Raw genomic sequence first — 18,970 nt, forward strand, 5'->3', positions numbered from 1 at the left:
ACCGAATAGTTACATGCTTTTAGGAGCATCTACTCCGATAAGCTGTAACCCATTTTTTAAAACAACAGTAACAGCATAGACAAGCGCGAGTCGCTCCTGTAGGCCGTTATTGTTTGTAAGAATTTTTACTTTGCTATAGTACTTATTAAAGCATTTTGCTACATCGACCGTGTATTTTGCAATAATCGATGGATCGAGCTGGATGAACGCTTGTTGGACCTGATTGGAGAAGCTAAAGAGAAGCTTGATTAGCTCCCAACTGTCGTCATTTACTACATCGTTTGTAGCCAATTTCTTTAACGAGAAATTACTATTTATATTCCAATTTCCTTTTTGTAAAATCGAGCATGCTCTGGCAAATGTATATTGTACATATGGTCCAGTTTCACCTTCAAATGTAAGCATCTGTTCTAATGAAAATTCGATATTATTCATCCGATAATTTTTTAAGTCATGAAAAATGACCGCACCTACTCCAACTTGTTTTGCAACTTCTTTTTTATTTTCTAGTGTAGGATTTTTTTGTTCAATATTTTGTTCTGCTAATCGTATCGTTTCTTGCAGAACATTTTCGAGTAAAATTACTCTCCCTTTTCGTGTCGACATTTTTTTACCATTTTGTAAATAAAGTCCGAACGGCACATGTATCATAGATTTTGCCCATGGATAGCCCATTTTCTCTAATACTGCAAAAACTTGCTGGAAATGAACGCTTTGCTCGTGACCAACGACGTAAAGTGCTTTCGAAAATTGGTAATGCTCTTGGCGATACAGGGCAGCTGTTAAGTCACGTGTAGCATAAAGTGTAGCGCCATCTGATTTTTTTATTAAGCAAGGGGGTAAGCTTACATCCGTTAGATCGACCACTTCTGCTCCATCAGATACTTCTAATAAATTTTGCCCCTGCAGTTTTTCAATTGTTTCCCCCATTTTGTCATTATAGAACGCTTCTCCTGCGAAGGAATCAAAGGAAATATTTAGTAATTGATAGATTTTTGAAAACTCTTTTAATGATTCTTCGCGGAACCATTTCCATAAATAAACGGCTTCGGAATCACCATCCTCTAATTTTTTGAACCATTGTCGACCTTCGTCAATTAATTGTGGATGAATTTCTGCCTCTTCATGAAATTTTGTATAAAGGGTGAATAGCTCAGCGATAGGCTGTTTTCGTACTTTATCCTCGTCTCCCCAATGCTTGAAAGCGGCCATTAGCTTCCCAAATTGTGTGCCCCAATCTCCTAAATGGTTAATCTTAACTGCGTTGTATCCACATTTTTGCGCGATATTGCTTAACGCATTCCCGATGACGGTAGACCGTAAATGTCCCATGGAAAATGGCTTTGCAATATTTGGCGAGGAAAAATCGATAACAATAGTTTTTCCTGCCCCATCTGATAATGTGCCGTAATTTTCCCTTTCGTACAATATTTGATTCAGTACCGATATAGTAAATGATTCCCGGTGAATAAAGCCATTTACATATGGACCATTGGCTTCTACTTTTGAAAAACAATCTTCAGTAATGGATTGTGCGATTTGCTCTGCTATACTAGCAGGTGACTTTTTCCATGTCTTAGCCAATAAAAAACACGGAAACGCGAGATCCCCTAAGGAAGGATGTTTTGGAACTTCGATTAATCGGTAAATTTGTTCTAAGCTAATTTCGGTTTGTTTATAAATTGCTTGTGCAAATACTTCTTTTACATTCATATTCATTCCTCCAGTATATGGATTCCACTTTGAGAAAAAATAAAAAGCCCGTCTCTAAATAGAGACGAGCTAATAACCCGTGGTACCACTCTTGTTAACAGTATCAATCTTCCGTAGGTAGTGGAATTTAAATACTATTCCCTTTAGCTTATAACGTAGCATAACGACAAACCCTAGAGAGAATAACAATAAATTTCATAAATTCTCCTTCAGATTTGTCTCTCAGAAGTGCGTTTCAAAAAAGAGGGTTCATCGGGCTCACACCATCCCCAACTCGCTTAGAATTGCCACTTTCTCTACTCTCTTCGTCATCGAGATATCGATTATTTTTTTTTTTTAATAATTTTCATTCGTTTGATTATGTTCATTGTTTTTAATTATTATATACAATATTTTTATGAAAGCAAGCTAAATTTATTAAAAGACCTCAAAAAGAAACGGACAACAAGAAAGCTTGCTGTCCGTTCGTTCTATTCTTTATCTGTAGAAAACATATAACGCTTATGGTAAAAGCGGATGCTAAATATTACGCCCATTGCAAACATATTACCCATTAAGGAACTTCCTCCGTAGCTTATGAATGGTAATGGAATACCAGTAATTGGTAATACTTGAATTGTCATACCGATATTTTGGAATACGTGGAAGGTTGTCATACTAATAATCCCTGCACAAATATAGGCATTAAATTGAGTATTCGATTCCAGTGCTATTTTTATTAAATGATAAATAAGCAAGAAGAATAAACTAATCACTAAACTTGCGCCAATAAATCCAAATTCTTCTGCTATTACACTAAATACGAAATCGGTATGGCGTTCCATTACGTAAACTTCTTTTCCTAAATAGCCCTTCCCAAAAATTTCTCCGGATCCGATTGCTTGGAGTGAAGAAATTAAATGGTATCCTTCATTCGATGAATAACTATACGGATCTAGCCATGAGTAAATCCGTCCATATTGATAAACGTCGATATGATCTTTAAGAAATTCAGGGAAATAGATCATAATCGAAATGATGGTGACCCCAAGAATCGCGACAACACTAAAGGTAGGTAAAATGATTTTCCAGCTAATACCGGAAACAAGAACCATTCCAGCAGTAATGGCAATGATTACGAGGCCAGTACCTAAGTCTGGCTGCTCTAAAATTAACGCCAATGGTACAAGTGTAGTAATCCCAATTTTTAATAACAACCAGCCATCTGTTTTCAATGTTTTCGTTAAAAACTTTTGATGGTGGTCGGCAATTACCCGACTAATAGCCAAAATCAAGAAGGTTTTCATAAATTCGGATGGTTGAATACTAGCGGGACCAAAAGTAAACCAACTTTTCGCACCATTTCTCGGTTCTGCTATAGACGTAGGAGCGAATATTAGTGCAACTAAGAGGAAAATTCCAAATCCATATAAAATCCAGGTTAATTTTTTATATTGATCTGGATCGAAAAGTAGAGAGCCTGCAATGATGAAAGCACCTACTCCATACCAAAATATTTGCATCTTAACAAAGTTAATTTCATATTGTCCGGAGGTTTGTGCACTTGAAATAGCAATGATGCTAACGATAAATAGCAAAAATATAATAAAAGCTAAAGTCCAATCAAAACGATCAGGCACTTTTTTTTGATTTTCCATGATAGGTCACCTTTTCAATAATTTGTATCTCAACTTACTTGTTTAATTGTGGCTTATCATTCTTTGACAAATATAAAGAATGGCAGTAATTGAAATAATTTCCTTTCCGTGAAATAGAATTAGAATTATATCACCGAAAAATAGTTTACCGTCATAATGTTATCAAAGAAAGAAGGATGTGACAATGAAAATAGAAGAGGAAAAAATTGCATAATGAAAGGAATATTATAAAAAAATATAACGGTTTTATAGCATATTGCTGTGCTGCTTATTCTATAGAATAAAATGTATTACGTATCATTCCAAATTAAGAAGAAACTACAGTTAATATTTACGTATAAAAAGGAAAAATCCCCCGTGTTGGGAGATTTTTTTCTCATGATGTAAGTTATTAGATTGCTTCTGAATTAGCAGCGCGTAAGCTTATTGGCTGCTTAATGTTGTTATTCTCCAATTGGATCTTTTTCACTTCAACATATTTAATATGATGATCTTCCATTTCTAAAATATGAAACTGGAAGTCTTCATAGGAAAGTGTGTCTCCTTGTTTTGCCTCAAAATTTTCCGTCAAGATCCAACCACCAATTGTATCGACATCCTCATCATTAATATTTAAGTTAAGTAAATCGTTGACTTCACTTACCAATACTTTTGCATCAAAAATATAATGATTATCTGAAAGCTGTCTAATTAATGGGATTTCATCTAAGTCGAATTCGTCGCGAATTTCTCCGACAATTTCCTCTACGATATCTTCAACTGTCACGAGACCACTAGTACCACCATATTCATCAAACAGAATAGCCATATGGATTTGTTCTTTTTGCATTTTTAATAGTAAATCATGAATCGGTACCGTATCAATTACTCGTATAATTGGCCTCATATAGGATTGAATCGTTTGTTTTGATAAATCCTGACCAGATATAATAGCGGTTAAAATTTCTTTTATATTAATTAAACCAATAATATGGTCCTTATCTCCATCAATAATCGGATACCTTGTAAATTTTTCGTTTCGCGCAATCGTTAATAGTGACTCAATCGAATCGTTAATATCTAGACTAACGATTTCCGTTCTAGGCACCATAATTTCCTTTGCGATACGATTATCAAATTCAAAAATATTATTCACATACTTAAACTCTGATTGATTAATTTCACCATTTTTAAAGCTATCCGTTAAAATGATCCGTAGTTCTTCTTCCGTATGAACGTTCTCACTCTCGGATGCTGGCTTTAAACCAACTGCTTTCGTGATGAGTCGAGCGGAACCGTTTAAAACCCAAATAAACGGGTACATAATACGGTAGAATAATATTAAAGGTCTAGAAAACAATAATGTTACTTGCTCAGCTTTTTGAATCGCCAATGTTTTTGGAGCTAATTCTCCAACTACTACATGAAGGAAAGTCATGATGATAAAAGCAAGACCAAGTGATAAAACGTGGGATACCGAGCTTGGAATATCGATATTCACAAATAGTACGGAAAGCAATCCCTCAAACGTTGACTCACCAATCCACCCAATACCTAATGCTGTTACAGTAATCCCCAATTGACAAGCAGATAAATATTCATCCAGGTTGGTAATTACTTTCTTTGCTGCAATCGCACTTCTTCTACCTTCTTCAATTAACTGATCGATTCTTGATGAGCGGACCTTAACAATCGCAAACTCAGACACTACGAAAAATGCAGTTAAAGCAATTAAAATGGCAATATAAATCAGACCAACTAAGTCGTCCAAGTAATTTCCCTTCTCGCAAATATACGAGTAGGGAGTTCACCTCCTAAAGGAATTCAATTTTTTTTATTCATTTATTAATTATGAGAGAATCATAGCGTTATTACGAAAGCTCATTCCTCCTTATGATAAATATTTTACTATAAATCTTGCTTTTTGTTAATGAATGATAGCCTAAGGGAGCTTTGTAATCCCTTTTGTCATAAGTTTCTTGACTATTGGCTACCCGAATAGGTGTGTTTTAGCTAAGTAACCATCTATAGAAAAATAAATTGTTTACGGAATATTGCATTTGAAAATGATGCGAGCGTGATGTGATTTCGGGAAACCATCATGAATTTGTGCTTGAAATAGCGGAAAAAAACTTTCTTATTATTATAATTTTGAAAATATTCAATGTCAACTTATCTGTTCATTTTATAACAATGCTAGGAAAAACCTAATCATAAAATATATATGCTTGTTATAGTCAGTTCCATAACTTAGAAGAATAATTATTATAAAAAAGCTGCCCCAATGGTACATACCGCATCGACCGGTTTAAAGGTAGAGGTATGGATGGGACAGCGCAAAAACAATTTATAATAGTTTTTGTAAAAATACGGTCGCAATGCTGAAATAAGTGATTAGCGAAAAAATATCATTTAATGTCGTAATTAATGGTCCAGAAGCAATCGCCGGGTCAATTTTTAAACGATAAAGGATTAAAGGAATGACCGTACCAGCTAATGTTCCAATAATTAACGTGAGGAAAAGGGATAGTCCGACAACTAATCCTAAGTATACATTTCCTTGCCAAAAATAGGCGATTAATGAAATCAAAATTCCGCACGTAATCCCTATAATGAGGCCAACGACAAATTCCCTCCCAATTAATCGATAGATGGCTTTCTTATCTAAATCTGTACCGGCTAAACCACGAACGACAACTGCTAATGATTGTGTACCCGTATTCCCAGTCATCCCAGAAATCATTGGCATAAAAAATGCGAGTGCAACTACTAAATCCAATGTTTCCTCGAAATAGCTGATGATGCTTCCAGATAAAACGCCGATGATAAGAAGAAGGACGAGCCAAGGGAGACGTCTCCAGGCTGCGACAGTTGCCTTTGTATCAAAATCAATAGCTTTACCTGATGCAGATAGCTTTTCAATATCTTCATTCGCTTCTTTAATAATAACATCTAGCATATCATCGAAGGTAACAATTCCAAGCAGAATATTGTTTTCATCAACGACCGGCAAAGCGAGGAAGTCATACCGTTCCAAAAGACGAGCGGCTTCCTCCTGGTCGGTATAATCTGATACGGATATCACCCGTTCAAACATAATGTCATTAATCCGTTGACTGGCATCTGCTAACAGAAGATCCCGATAGGATACAACTCCAACAAGCTTACGATTTTCATCTACTACGTATAAATAGTTGATTGTTTCCGCGTAGTTAGCGAAATTTTTTAATTTATCAACTGCATCTCGAATCGTATAATAATTTCGGATCCATACAAAGCGGTTTGTCATCAAACGACCAGCAGTTTCTTCTGGATATTTCATGATATTTTGTACAATGGTGGACTCTTCAAGCTGCATTTCTGCTAGTAGAGCGGACGTTTTTTCAGGAGATAGATCATGGAGTAATGATGCTAAGTCATCATTATCCATCATGTTTAATACTTCTCCTTTTTTGTCCAATGTTAATTTGTTTAAAATTTCAAATTGGAGATCGGTATCCTCTACTTCTTGTACCACATCAGCCAAAATATTATTGTTAAGGTGGTGTAAAAACCGTGTTTTAAATTTTGCTGGAATATTTGTATATAAAATGGCGATATCGTATGGCTGAAGTTCATCCAATATTTTTTCTAATTCTAGTTTTTTGTTTTCGCGAAGGTATTTCACAACAACTAGAGGTAATTGATCATCAGATAATAAATGATTCAATGATAATTCCTCCTTTCTGGCAAAATAATTCCTGTAGCACAATGGAAATGAAGAGGGTTTGTGTGGCTTATTGTAATCGTCTGCAAAATGAATACTCTCCGTGTCTCCATGTATTCATTCTGCTCAGCAGTTTATTCAGTATTTCTCATCTTAGGAAATAACTACAATTAGAAAACGACTTAAAAATATAGAGTTTCTCTTTTAAGTCAATGCTAATACTCATTATGTTTGTGAAAAGATAAACTCATTTTCACATAAAAAAAGTCCAATGACAAGGAGTTTGAAAACAGATTAAGTATGTTACATTTCATTTACACTTATCGTAAATTATAGTATGTCTTATTTTAAAAATGGTACTATAAGTAAGAAAATTTTTATCGATTTTATGAGAAATTCATTTATAATAAAAAACAACTTGTGTGAAAATTAGTAAAAATACTAGTAATATGGGATGATGGGCCGAATCGGAGAATGAAAAGGTAAAATTAATGATTCTATCGGTAAACTTTTTTATAATAATCCCGTCTATATTTATAAATACGTTTGAATTTGTATTGGAATGAAGTGGAGCTGAGTTGATGGCAAGGAATGAAAGCAGTAGAGATATTGTTTATTTATTAGTGAACACCCATGATCATAATGTGATTTCCTACGGGATAACGTTTCATGAATTTATTGATGGACTAAAAAATCCACTTTCGAACTTGTTATTATTAAAGCATGAATATGAAGATAGTGAATTTCATTTACATACCCAATTATCATATGTTACGAAAGATCATTTGTTAAAGGCTTCGAATCACGATGTGAACAAGTTTAGAAGTTTTTGTTGGGTAGATTTCGAGGATATTTTTAGTTTAGATACAATTGAGGATAAAGAACTGGCAGAGCTTCTATATTTAGGACATATGAAAAAGCACTTATCCTTACCTTTCTTTCAAAACATCAACAATCGATTTGCCTATTTGACAGATAATGATGGGTGGATGAATAAAATTTATTATCGCAATTGGGCTGATTTTTATGACGTGTTAAGTTCGGTTATATCGGGAAAGTTAAGCGATAGAAAGATTGATAAGTCGATCATTAATTTTCGTAAAAAGAAATTTTATCCCCCAGTCGATCAATCTATTTTACATCAACTAAATTCCAAGTTTACCGAAGGAATAGTGATTTCATTCCATTCCATCCGATTGATGAAGAACCAAATAGAAATTCCATTTTGGGTAGTCGGAGATTTTTATGATATGGATGAGATGATGGAAGTGTATCACGAAAAGCAAGTATTACCACCTGCTGGCTATCTATCCTATGATAAAAAGCAAAGAGATTGGACGATAGACTTTACAAAGAAATTAGAAAACGGGTAATGGGATGGTTTATTAAAAACTTAAATTTGATTATTGTGCATTTGAACAAAACACCAAAGTAATTATTGGTGTTTTTTGTTTTATTAAACTATGTAAGCAATTGTAGAAAGCGCTTATAATTATATTGAATAAATATGTTCTGCAAATTTAGGAGTTTTTGATAAATATAGATGATCGATTAAAAGCTGAAAATACATAGGATTGGAGTGCTTTCATTGAAAATTGTTATAGCCCCAGATTCATTTAAGGAAAGTTTGACTGCTCTTGAGGTTGCAGTAGCAATCGAAAAAGGATTTAAAAAAGTGTATCCAGAAGCATCGTTTGTCAAAGTACCAATGGCTGATGGTGGGGAAGGAACTGTACAGGCACTTGTGGATGCAACAAATGGGCGGATTATCGTCAAAACAGTTACAGGACCATTAGGTGAACCAGTAAAAGCTTTTTTTGGCATTTTAGGTGATAGCAAAACAGCGGTAATTGAAATGGCTGCTGCATCTGGGTTGCATCTTGTTCCAATGTCGAAAAGGAACCCATTGCTTACAACCTCTCGAGGAACAGGTGAACTAATTTTAGCTGCACTTGAGGAAGGGGTTAACCATATTATCATTGGCTTAGGGGGAAGTGCTACAAATGATGGCGGAGCGGGAATGGTAAGTGCGTTAGGAGCTCGGCTTTTAGATGTGGAGGGCAATTCGATTGGAGAAGGTGGAGGGAGTCTAAATCTGCTTCATACGATTGATATTTCTTCATTAGATCCTCGACTTCAACAGGTGAAAATGGAGGTTGCCTGTGATGTTACCAATCCGTTAATTGGTCCTCATGGTGCATCTGCAATTTTTGGACCACAAAAAGGTGCAACATCGGAAATGGTACAGCAATTGGACGAGAATTTAGCCCATTATGCAAAAATTATTGAACGGAAACTTGGAAAGCAGATAGCTGAAGTTCCTGGTGCAGGCGCAGCAGGTGGTTTAGGTGGTGGTCTGATAGCCTTTCTTGATGCAGAGATTAATAGTGGAATACAAATTGTGCTTGCTGCAACGAAGCTAGAAGAGAGTTTACGTGGTGCAGATTTAGTAATTACTGGAGAAGGAAAAATCGATAGTCAGACCATTTACGGAAAAACACCAATTGGGGTAGCTGAAACAGCAAAACGATTTGGCATACCAGTAGTAGCGATTGCAGGAAATGTTGCAAAGGATAGTGAGGTTGTTTTGGAGCATGGGATAGATGGATTATTTAGCATCGTACCAGGGATTGTTACATTAACGGAATCACTTGAGAATGCTGCGGAAAATATTGAGAGATTGGCTAGAAATATTGCTTGCCTGATAAAGATCGGAGGAACTTTAAACGTTAGTAGGTAATCTGAGAAGCGAATGAATAACGACAGTTAAAGTTGACCTTTTGCTATGTTTTATAACATGGAAGTCAACTTTTTTGTTTTATGTAAACTTATTATATTACTATAGATAATGCATTTTTTATTATCAATATATTTTTGTGCTATGTAATCAGAGAGTTAAAGATTCTAATACAAGGTACAAAAATAGGCACCTCACCCATATAATAAAAAAGACAGGAAAAAACAATAGAAATACTTTAATGTCGAAAAATTAGTGGTAAAATAGATGAAGAAAAAAAGCAGCCTTTTTTTCGATGACACAATAGATGACAAATACTTTAAGAACAACCTTAAAAGTTGGAGGTTTGTATGAAAACAAAAATTAATTTACTATATGGCGGAAAATCCGCTGAACATGAAGTGTCTATGCGAACGGCGTTAGCAGTTATTCAGGCATTAGATTTTCAAAAATACGAGGTAAATCCTATATATATTACAAAAGCAGGTCAATGGGTTCAACGTGAGGCACTAGAAAGTCCTGTTAAACATTTAAGTGAATTACAAATAGGTGCAAATACTTCTGATGATACTGCGCTTCAAGTAAGTGCGAATGAAATTTTTGTCAAAACAAAGGAATCGGAAGAAAAAGCAGTTATTTTTCCGTTATTACATGGACCGAATGGTGAAGATGGTACAGTGCAAGGTCTATTAGAAGTACTGAACCTTCCATATGTAGGAAATGGTGTATTAGCTTCTGCTGCTGGGATGGATAAAGTAGTAATGAAGCAATTATTCGCTCAAGCAGGTTTAAACCAAGTAGCATATGTATCCTTTATCCGCAATGATTGGGAAGAAAATCATGAACAAGCCTATCGTAAAGTTGAAGAAGAAATTGGATACCCATGCTTTGTTAAGCCAGCGAACTTAGGATCAAGTGTAGGTATTAGCAAATGTAATAATCGGGAACAATTAAATCAAGCATTTGTTGAAGCATTTCAATTTGACCGCAAAATTATTGTAGAACAAGGTGTCGTTGCACGAGAAATCGAAATTGGTGTACTAGGCAATGATCGCCCAGAATGCTCGGTTGTAGGAGAAATTGTACCAAAAACAGATTTCTACGACTATAAAGCGAAATATGAAGATGGTGATACCGCGTTAATCATTCCGGCGGATATTCCAGAGGAAACTTATGAAACTGTAAAAAATATGGCAACCAAAGCATTTAAAGTATTAGATTGTTCAGGATTGGTTCGTGCGGACTTCTTCTTAACAAGTACTGGAGAAGTATTAATAAATGAAGTAAATACAATGCCAGGATTTACTCCAGTAAGTATGTTTCCACTTCTTTGGAAGCATACTGGAATCGATTACCCTGCGCTAATTGATCGTCTTGTACAGCTAGCACTTGAACGCTATAACGAAAAACAAAAAATCCGATATACAGTGTAAACAATTATATTTTTTCAAGCGGTATGTAGTATTAATTATAACAACAAACATTAATTGCAGGGCAAACAATACGTTGGTCTATGCGTTATTTAATACGAACACGTTCACTTTCGCAAGGGTTGGCAGCATTCCAGCCCTTGCTTGATTTTACGTTTAAAGTCCCACCCTTCCCCATACCAATGGCTGCACGAAGTGTATTCCATCTGCGTACTGTTTACAAATAGCAACCAACTACGAAAACAGCCGATGAAAAAATAAACAAGGGTATATACATATGAATAAAAAAGGAGGTTATTTCCATTGATTAAAAGATCCGTTATGGAACTTATAAACATGATTGACGTACAAAATGATTGCGCGTCATTTGCAGATACATTGATTACAGGTGTATCATTCAACACTCGAACAATTGAAAAAGGGAATTTATTTATTCCGTTAAAAGGGGAAACACGTGATGGCCATGAATTCGTACAATTAGCCTTTAATCAAGGGGCTGCAGTATCACTGTGGCAAAGAGACGTTCCTAATCCTCCGAAAAACGTACCATTATTAATCGTTGAGGATACTTTAGTAGCGATGCAGCAATTAGCACAAAGCTATCGAAAAGAGCTTTCCTTAAAGGTTGTTGCAGTAACTGGAAGTAATGGAAAAACAACTACGAAGGATATGTTGGCAGAATTATTATCCTTAAAGTATAAAGTTCAAAAAACGAGTGGTAATTTCAATAATCATCTTGGATTACCTTTAACTATTTTAGGATTGGAAGACGATACAGAGGTTGCTGTATTAGAAATGGGAATGAACCATTTTGGTGAAATTGATTTATTAACAAATATTGCAAATCCTGATGCAGCAGTTATTACAAATATTGGTGATGCACACTTACAGGAGCTAGGTTCTCGTGAAGGAATAGCCAAAGCCAAAATGGAAATATTAAATGGCTTAAAATCGAATGGCTTATTTGTATTTCCGGGTGAAGAACCGTTAATTACAAATGCATTAAAAAATATTCCGAATAACTGGAAAGTAAGAACGTTCGGCAAGCACGATAGTAATGATGTATACCCTACATCCTTAAAAATGACAGAGAGTGGATCTGTATTTGAAATAAACGAATCCAATGATATTTTCCAAATGCCAGTGTTAGGCGAATATAATGTAATGAATGCACTAGCTGCAATGCTTGTTGCATCAGAATGGGGAGTCCCATTTGAACAAATGAACAAAGCATTCGCTAATTTAAAGCTGACAACGATGAGAATGGAAATGTCTGATGGTATAAACGGCTCGCACGTTTTAAATGATGCCTATAATGCAAGTCCAACTTCTATGAAGGCTGTCATTGAATTAGTATCTAGTTTAGAAGGATATACGAAAAAAATCGTCGTCCTTGGTGATATGCTAGAGCTTGGACCAAATGAAGCGGAATATCATTTGGAAATCGGAAGCTATTTAAATCCAGAAACGATTGACCTTGTTTATACTTATGGAGAGTTAGGAAAGCTAATAGCAAAAGCTGCGGAAGAAAACTTTGGTAGCGCAAGAGTATTTGCTTTTGAAAATAAAAATGAATTAATTAGCCACCTGAAAAGTCATTTGGTAAATAATGCTTTAGTGGTTGTTAAAGCATCAAGAGGGATGAAGCTAGAAGAAGTGGTTCAATCTATTACAGAATAGCTTTTATTTGAAAAAGAAGAGCAATCGTTCCTTGAAATAAAAGAAATATATTCCATGAAAATACAAATACACCAATTGTTTATCAATATCCTTTCGTTTAATTTCGCCTAATTCGGTTAAATTAACAGTAAAAAAGGGTGGAAATAATGATTGGTGTCTTATGTATTCATGGTTTTACAGGATCACCGAAGGAAGTCGACCCGTTAGTTCGCTTTTTTAAAGAACATACTGATTGGTTAGTGAAAAGTCCAACACTACCAGGTCATGGTGAAATGTTGTCTTTAAAAGGTGTACGCTTCGAGGATTGGATTCAACATGCAGAAAATGAACTGCATGATTTGTTAGAAACGTGTGAAACGGTTTATATTTGTGGGTTCTCCATGGGGGGATTAATCGGAAGCTGGTTAGCTGCCAAATATAAGGTAGATAAATTGGTATTATTAAGTGCGGCAGCGTATTATACGAATCCGAAAAAGTTTTGCAAAGAGTTATTTACTATGATTAAGGATAGCTGTAAAAACCATTTTCAGAAAAACCATGCGTTCCAAAAGTATATCCGGAAATTTCGTGCTACCCCAGTATCTGCCTATATCCAATTTTGCAAATTAGTTCAGTCTATCCGCCCACAGCTCCCAAACGTAGATGTACCAACATTCATTGTTCAAGGAAAAAAAGATCCGATTGTTCCGGAAAAAAGTGCCCATTACATATATAAAAATATATGTGCTACAGAAAAAAAGCTACTATTCATTGAAGAAGCAAATCATCTTATTTGTTATGGAGAGTTTCAGGAGATGCTCTTTTCTGAAATATTGCAATTTCTAAACACTTCCGTACCGTGTGAAAAAATTGCAATCAATAATATTTAATGGTAATATTAATTGAATCTAATGGAAAAATAATATAGTAAATAATAAATATACTCTCAAAGGTACGAGAGTATTTTTTCTGTTAATAAAAGGAGTATGAAAAAATTGGGAAAATTTGAAGACTTAAATTTGAGTTCAAGTACGATGCGTTCATTAAAACGAATTGGTTTTGAAGAAACAACACCGATACAAGAACAAACGATTCCACTTAGTTTAGAGGGCCACGACATTATCGGGCAAGCTCAAACAGGTACAGGTAAAACTGCTGCTTTTGGAATCCCGCTTATTGAAAAAGTAGATATGAAGGATAAGACAATTCAATCGATTGTAATTGCACCTACGAGAGAACTTGCCATCCAAGTATCTGAAGAATTATATAAACTTGGATTCGACAAACATGTTCAAGTTTTAGCTGTTTATGGTGGACAAGATATTTCTCGCCAAATTCGTGCATTGAAAAAGAAACCGGCTATTATTGTTGGTACACCAGGTCGTCTTTTAGACCATATCAATCGCGCGACGATTAAATTGTCAAATATCCACACAGTAGTTCTTGATGAAGCTGATGAAATGTTAAACATGGGATTCATTGAGGACATTGAGGCTATTTTAGAAAAAATTCCTACCGAGCGTCAAACATTACTGTTCTCTGCAACTATGCCAGAAAAAATTCGTCAAATTGCTTTACGCTTTATGAATGAACCGAAATTAGTACGTACAAAAGCGAAAGAAATGACAGTTCCGCAAATCGATCAATACTTTGTAAAAGTAGAAGAACGAGAAAAATTTGACGCATTAACTCGTTTATTGGATTTCCATTCTCCTGAATTAGCGATTATTTTCGGTCGTACAAAACGTAGAGTCGATGAGGTTGCTGAAGCATTGTCCATTCGTGGATATACAGCGGAAGGGATCCATGGGGATTTAACGCAAGCGAAAAGAATATCTGTATTACGTAAATTTAAAGAAGGTTCCATTGACGTTTTAGTTGCTACAGATGTAGCTGCTCGTGGTCTAGATATCTCTGGTGTAACACATGTTTACAACTTTGATATTCCTCAAGACCCAGAAAGCTATGTTCACCGTATTGGTCGTACTGGCCGTGCAGGAAAAGGTGGTATGGCAGTTACTTTTGTATCTCCTCGTGAAATGGGATATTTACGAATAGTAGAAGAAACAACGAAGAAAAAGATGAAGCGTATGGATGTACCAACAATGGCTGAAGCTATCGAAGGACAACAACGTTTAGTAATGGATAAGCTTAATACCATTATCGAAGAAAATGATTTAACATTGTATAAAAAAGCCGCAGAAGAATTGCTTAAAGAACATGATAGTGAAGCAATTATCTCTGCAGCATTGAAAATGTTAATTAAAGAACCAGATAACACACCTGTGAAAATTACACAAGAAGCTCCACTGCCGATGAGAAGAGATAGAAGATCCTCTTCATCAAAAAATGGCGGTCGCAGCAATAACCGCGACAGCCAAAGAAGACGTGGCGATCAAAGAAGAAATAATGATCAAAAACGAAGTGGAAATCGAAATAGCCAAAGAGAAGGCAGAAGTAATCAATCAAGAAGTAGCCAAGGCTATAAAAAAAGCAAATAATTTCTAATAGGAAAATGGTGTTAGATTTAAGTGGGAAGAAACCCACATTGTAAATCGCACAAGAAGAAGACCGACTTTGGATAAGTCGGTCTTTTTATTACCAATTATTGTCTTATTCAACTTTATTTTCTTCACTTTGACGGATGATTTCGTCAACGACTTGTTCAATCGGTGCTGTGGCGTCGATTATAATTCCGTTTTTCGGAATGTCTTCTTTCGTTTGGTGCAATCGTACGATTAGTTCTCGCTCTGATTTCTTTGCACCCCACTCATCTTTCGGTCGCTCGTCAAGTCGTTTGTTTAATGTATCAATGTCGACATCTAGGACAAATACACGGTCAAATAGATCTATAAATTTTGAAAAGTTCCTAGAACCACCGCAGAAAAATGTTACCTCATCATTCTGGTTGGCAATCAAAGCTTTTACTTTATCTACATTCCAAATGTGGTGCTCGTGCCCCTTACCGGCATTTGTCGGTATACCAGTTTCTGGATCACCTTGATAAGCCAAATCACGGTCACCGTGAATAGCATGGTAGCCCCGCCGCTGTAATTCATTGCAGACGGATGTTTTTCCAGTGCAAGAAACACCTTCAATCAGATAATTCCTAATACCCATGGCTAGATCCTCCGTTTCAATTGGTCATCATCGTTATGTATACATAGTTTACAGCAATTTGAAGTAAGTTTAAAAGAAGGAAAACGAGCAACCATCGAATCTGATAGGAACTGCCTAACTATGGCTGAAATAATAAAAATTAAAGAAATTTGGAAGCATTTATAAAATCAATAGGCTCCTTATTATTCCTATTGCAGATTGCTCAAGAGGTAAAAAATAAGCTAGTTAATTTTGAAAACTTTTTATATACTAGACCGTATAAATATTGCTAGAGAAATTTTTTACAGCACAGGAGGAGAAAGATGATTGGCGAACCTAACAACCGGATTTCAAAGGGGGCATTAACCGTATGGCGGATTCATGGAATCATTGGCTCGGTCATTACCCTAATTATATCGTTCACTTTAGGGACTCTTTGTTTTCTTTTTGATTGGCCAGTGTGGATTGTTTATGGACTAGCTGTTCTCTTTATACTTGAAGTTTATTATTTTGTCCTCTTTCGTCCGAAGCTCCGTTGGTTGCGTTGGCGCTATGAGGTAAGGGAACAAGAAATTGAAATACAGCATGGGCTATTTGTAGTGAGGAAAACATTGATTCCGATGATACGAGTCCAGCATGTCGATAATACGCAAGGACCGATTTTAAAAAAATTTGGGTTAGCTACAGTAACTATTTCTACTGCAGCTACGCAGCATGAAATACCTGCATTAGAGGAAGTGGAAGCAGAAGAGCTTCGACATGTCATTTCGAGACTAGCAAGGGTGGCTGACGAAGATGTCTGAGAAAAAACGATTACACCCGATAACCATTGTAACAAATACATTTTCTACATTAAAAGACGCAATTTTTCCGATTATTTTAACCGTTATTGTTGGCGGTGGGAAGTCAGATGGTTCATTCTTCTGGGATTTATTTTTTGTACTAATTCTCCCACTCATCGTCATGGTTCTGCTGATTGTTTTTGGAGTCATTTCATGGATGCGATTTAACTATCGCTTAGAGGAACAGGAGATACGAATTGAACACGGGGTGTTTATACGGAAGAAACGCTATATTCCGTGTGAACGGATTCAAAGTATATCTACTACAGAAGGTATGCTTCAGCGACTTTTTGGACTAGTGAAGTTGACGATTGAGACTGCAGGAGGATCGGGAGAAGCAGAGGCGGTATTAGCAGCGATATCGAAACATGAAGCAAACGAAATACAATTATACATAAAGCATGCTAAAGAGCAAATTAGCGAAACAGAAGAAGCAAATGAGGATGTTGCCGAAAGAACGAATGTATTGGAACAGAAGAATATAGTATTCAGAATGAGCTTTAAAGAGATTTTTATCCTTGCCATATCCAGTGGGGGAGCACTTGGGGTAATTGCTGCTGTTTTTGCTTTTTGTTCACACTTCGATGAATTAGTACCATATGAAAGATTATACGATAGGTTGGAAACAATAGTTGCCAATGGAGTAATTATTGCAATTTTCATGGGCTTATTAGTTATTTTATTTGCATACTGCATTGCCATTATTCGGACGATGATCAAATATGCATATTTTTCAGTGGAGAAAACAGCGGAAAATTTAGTGGTTTCACATGGCTTATTGGAAAAGCAAAATATTAATGTCCCGTTAAATCGAATCCAAGGAATCATTATTGAGGAAAGCATTATTCGGAAATTATTTGGTCTTGCTACTGTTTCAGTAATAAATGCAGGAAGTTTTTCAAATGAAGGAGAATCTGGAAAAATTATTATTTTCCCTTTAATTAAAACGAACAAAATTGCAGCTGTGATGGAGGCTTGTTTGTCAGAATACCAAATAGAAGAAAGTTTTGCCAAAGTACCAGCTCGGGCAAAATCACGATATATTTTGCGACCGATGATACCACTTGTTATACCTGTTGGCGTCGGTATATATTTTCTTCATCAATGGGGTCTATTATTGCTGTTATCTTTCCCGCTAGCAGCATATTTTGGGTATCTAGGTTATTTATACGCAGGCTGGAATATTAATCAGCAACAGCTCGTGCTTCGTAGTCGATTTATTAATGCAAAGACAGTATATATGTTTAAAAACCGAATTCAGTCTTTAGAGATATCATCGAATTTTCTCCAGGATAGAAAGCGACTCGGCAGTGTATCGGCTACTGTCATGTCGGGACTCGGTGGTGCCGGGGGAGAAACAGTCGATATTGACCGGGAGGAACTCTTTTTTATTTATTCTTGGTATAGTAGAAATTAAATAATATGGAAGAGGTATAAAAGGGAAAAAACATACTTTCCAGCAGGAGATCGACTGATTAACTAGCCTGCTGGATCCACCATATTTACAAAGTTATACCTATCCTATACAAGCCGCTTTTGTCACCATCGTTTTCGTACAAGTAATAATCCACAAATTAATCCCCAAGCAAAGCCTCCGATATGTGAAAGGACATTTGTATCTTTTTGCAAAAACGATAAAATGATAGCCAATAGAATGACGACGCTTAATGTTCTTGTTTGCTCAAGTGTTAATTGCTTGAAATAAATTAGTACTGCAATCACACCGAGAATTCCAAACACAGCCCCGCTAGATCCAACATGTACCAATGTTAATGAACCAAATTGATATGTAATAATGTTCGCAAATACTCCTGAACTAATGTATATTAGCAAAAAAGTAGCTCTTTTCATTTTTATCTCAAGAATGGAACCAAATAAATAAATAGCAAAGCAATTAAATAATAGATGTGAAAAATTTGTATGAATGAAGATAGGGGTAATTAATCGCCACCATTCGCCATTCGCAATTAAAATATTCACCCCTGCCATGCTTTCAAAAATGACGCGACTTGAGAGTATTGTCGCTATATAGAAAAAGATATTAACAATAATTATTCCATTAACAACGGGATAGCTTTTTAAATAGCGGAAGAAACCTTTGCTTCTGTACATGAAAATTACCTCACTATTGGTTGATAGAATGGGAACCTGTACAATATGTATATGTG

Annotated in this window: 14 protein-coding genes and 1 other annotated feature; of the genes, 8 read left to right on the forward strand and 6 right to left on the reverse strand. The window is 35.7% G+C overall.

Annotated elements, in window-relative coordinates; all coding sequences use genetic code 11:
* Positions 1-9 precede the first annotated feature (9 nt).
* The 4 genes from argS to mgtE all read right to left on the reverse strand — a co-directional run bounded on the left by argS (position 10) and on the right by mgtE (position 7,038).
* The gene (argS, locus tag OEV98_RS16530; RefSeq protein ID WP_263074458.1) at positions 10-1,713 is read right to left on the reverse strand and encodes an arginine--tRNA ligase; all 1,704 of its coding nucleotides are present in this window, start codon (positions 1,711-1,713) and stop codon (positions 10-12) included.
* A gap of 57 nt (positions 1,714-1,770) precedes the next feature.
* Positions 1,771-2,034, reverse strand: a binding site (T-box leader).
* A 149-nt stretch (positions 2,035-2,183) separates the two neighbouring features.
* Positions 2,184-3,350, reverse strand: a complete 1,167-nt coding sequence (locus OEV98_RS16535; protein WP_263074459.1) for an FtsW/RodA/SpoVE family cell cycle protein — start codon at positions 3,348-3,350, stop codon at positions 2,184-2,186.
* A gap of 391 nt (positions 3,351-3,741) precedes the next feature.
* The gene (locus OEV98_RS16540) at positions 3,742-5,100 is read right to left on the reverse strand and encodes a hemolysin family protein (RefSeq protein ID WP_263074460.1); all 1,359 of its coding nucleotides are present in this window, start codon (positions 5,098-5,100) and stop codon (positions 3,742-3,744) included.
* Positions 5,101-5,676: 576 nt separating this feature from the next.
* A complete protein-coding gene (gene mgtE, locus OEV98_RS16545) occupies positions 5,677-7,038 on the reverse strand; it encodes a magnesium transporter (RefSeq protein ID WP_263074461.1) in 1,362 nt (453 codons plus the stop codon).
* A 578-nt stretch (positions 7,039-7,616) separates the two neighbouring features.
* Here mgtE and OEV98_RS16550 point away from each other — a divergent pair.
* The 6 genes from OEV98_RS16550 to OEV98_RS16575 all read left to right on the forward strand — a co-directional run bounded on the left by OEV98_RS16550 (position 7,617) and on the right by OEV98_RS16575 (position 15,362).
* Positions 7,617-8,408: a hypothetical protein gene (locus OEV98_RS16550; RefSeq protein ID WP_263074462.1), complete on the forward strand. Its 792-nt coding sequence runs from the start codon at positions 7,617-7,619 to the stop codon at positions 8,406-8,408.
* Positions 8,409-8,623: 215 nt separating this feature from the next.
* Positions 8,624-9,775: a glycerate kinase gene (locus OEV98_RS16555; RefSeq protein WP_263074463.1), complete on the forward strand. Its 1,152-nt coding sequence runs from the start codon at positions 8,624-8,626 to the stop codon at positions 9,773-9,775.
* A gap of 347 nt (positions 9,776-10,122) precedes the next feature.
* On the forward strand, positions 10,123-11,205 hold the full coding sequence (locus OEV98_RS16560) for a D-alanine--D-alanine ligase (protein ID WP_263074464.1): 1,083 nt from the start codon (positions 10,123-10,125) through the stop codon (positions 11,203-11,205).
* A gap of 300 nt (positions 11,206-11,505) precedes the next feature.
* Positions 11,506-12,882: a UDP-N-acetylmuramoyl-tripeptide--D-alanyl-D-alanine ligase gene (locus tag OEV98_RS16565; RefSeq protein WP_263074465.1), complete on the forward strand. Its 1,377-nt coding sequence runs from the start codon at positions 11,506-11,508 to the stop codon at positions 12,880-12,882.
* Between the two features lie 146 nt (positions 12,883-13,028).
* Positions 13,029-13,751, forward strand: a complete 723-nt coding sequence (locus OEV98_RS16570) for an alpha/beta hydrolase (protein ID WP_263074466.1) — start codon at positions 13,029-13,031, stop codon at positions 13,749-13,751.
* A gap of 105 nt (positions 13,752-13,856) precedes the next feature.
* Entirely contained in the window at positions 13,857-15,362 is a 1,506-nt protein-coding gene (locus OEV98_RS16575; RefSeq protein WP_317633828.1) for a DEAD/DEAH box helicase, read from the forward strand.
* Positions 15,363-15,474: 112 nt separating this feature from the next.
* Here OEV98_RS16575 and OEV98_RS16580 read toward each other — a convergent pair whose 3' ends face one another.
* Positions 15,475-15,981: an AAA family ATPase gene (locus OEV98_RS16580; RefSeq protein ID WP_263074468.1), complete on the reverse strand. Its 507-nt coding sequence runs from the start codon at positions 15,979-15,981 to the stop codon at positions 15,475-15,477.
* A 302-nt stretch (positions 15,982-16,283) separates the two neighbouring features.
* Between OEV98_RS16580 and OEV98_RS16585 the strand changes: the two genes are divergently transcribed.
* Entirely contained in the window at positions 16,284-16,763 is a 480-nt protein-coding gene (locus OEV98_RS16585; RefSeq protein ID WP_263074469.1) for a PH domain-containing protein, read from the forward strand.
* Positions 16,756-18,219 (forward strand): PH domain-containing protein, encoded by a 1,464-nt coding sequence (locus tag OEV98_RS16590; RefSeq protein ID WP_263074470.1) that lies wholly within the window; start codon positions 16,756-16,758, stop codon positions 18,217-18,219. Before OEV98_RS16585 ends, OEV98_RS16590 begins: the two co-directional genes overlap by 8 nt.
* Positions 18,220-18,341: 122 nt before the next feature.
* Here OEV98_RS16590 and OEV98_RS16595 read toward each other — a convergent pair whose 3' ends face one another.
* On the reverse strand, positions 18,342-18,914 hold the full coding sequence (locus OEV98_RS16595; protein ID WP_263074471.1) for a rhomboid family intramembrane serine protease: 573 nt from the start codon (positions 18,912-18,914) through the stop codon (positions 18,342-18,344).
* Positions 18,915-18,970 lie beyond the last annotated feature (56 nt).

It is taken from the genome of Perspicuibacillus lycopersici (assembly GCF_025660475.1).
GTDB classification, from domain to species: Bacteria; Bacillota; Bacilli; order Bacillales; family Caldibacillaceae; genus Perspicuibacillus; species Perspicuibacillus lycopersici.

Excerpts from the sequence above, each read along its gene's own strand:
- argS (WP_263074458.1), bottom strand. The coding sequence starts at position 1,713 with ATGAATGTAAAAGAAGTATTTGCACAAGCAATTTATAAACAAACCGAA.
- OEV98_RS16535 (WP_263074459.1), bottom strand. The coding sequence starts at position 3,350 with ATGGAAAATCAAAAAAAAGTGCCTGATCGTTTTGATTGGACTTTAGCT.
- OEV98_RS16550 (WP_263074462.1), top strand. The coding sequence starts at position 7,617 with ATGGCAAGGAATGAAAGCAGTAGAGATATTGTTTATTTATTAGTGAAC.
- OEV98_RS16560 (WP_263074464.1), top strand. The coding sequence starts at position 10,123 with ATGAAAACAAAAATTAATTTACTATATGGCGGAAAATCCGCTGAACAT.
- OEV98_RS16570 (WP_263074466.1), top strand. The coding sequence starts at position 13,029 with ATGATTGGTGTCTTATGTATTCATGGTTTTACAGGATCACCGAAGGAA.
- OEV98_RS16580 (WP_263074468.1), bottom strand. The coding sequence starts at position 15,981 with ATGGGTATTAGGAATTATCTGATTGAAGGTGTTTCTTGCACTGGAAAA.
- OEV98_RS16585 (WP_263074469.1), top strand. The coding sequence starts at position 16,284 with ATGATTGGCGAACCTAACAACCGGATTTCAAAGGGGGCATTAACCGTA.
- OEV98_RS16590 (WP_263074470.1), top strand. The coding sequence starts at position 16,756 with ATGTCTGAGAAAAAACGATTACACCCGATAACCATTGTAACAAATACA.
- OEV98_RS16595 (WP_263074471.1), bottom strand. The coding sequence starts at position 18,914 with ATGTACAGAAGCAAAGGTTTCTTCCGCTATTTAAAAAGCTATCCCGTT.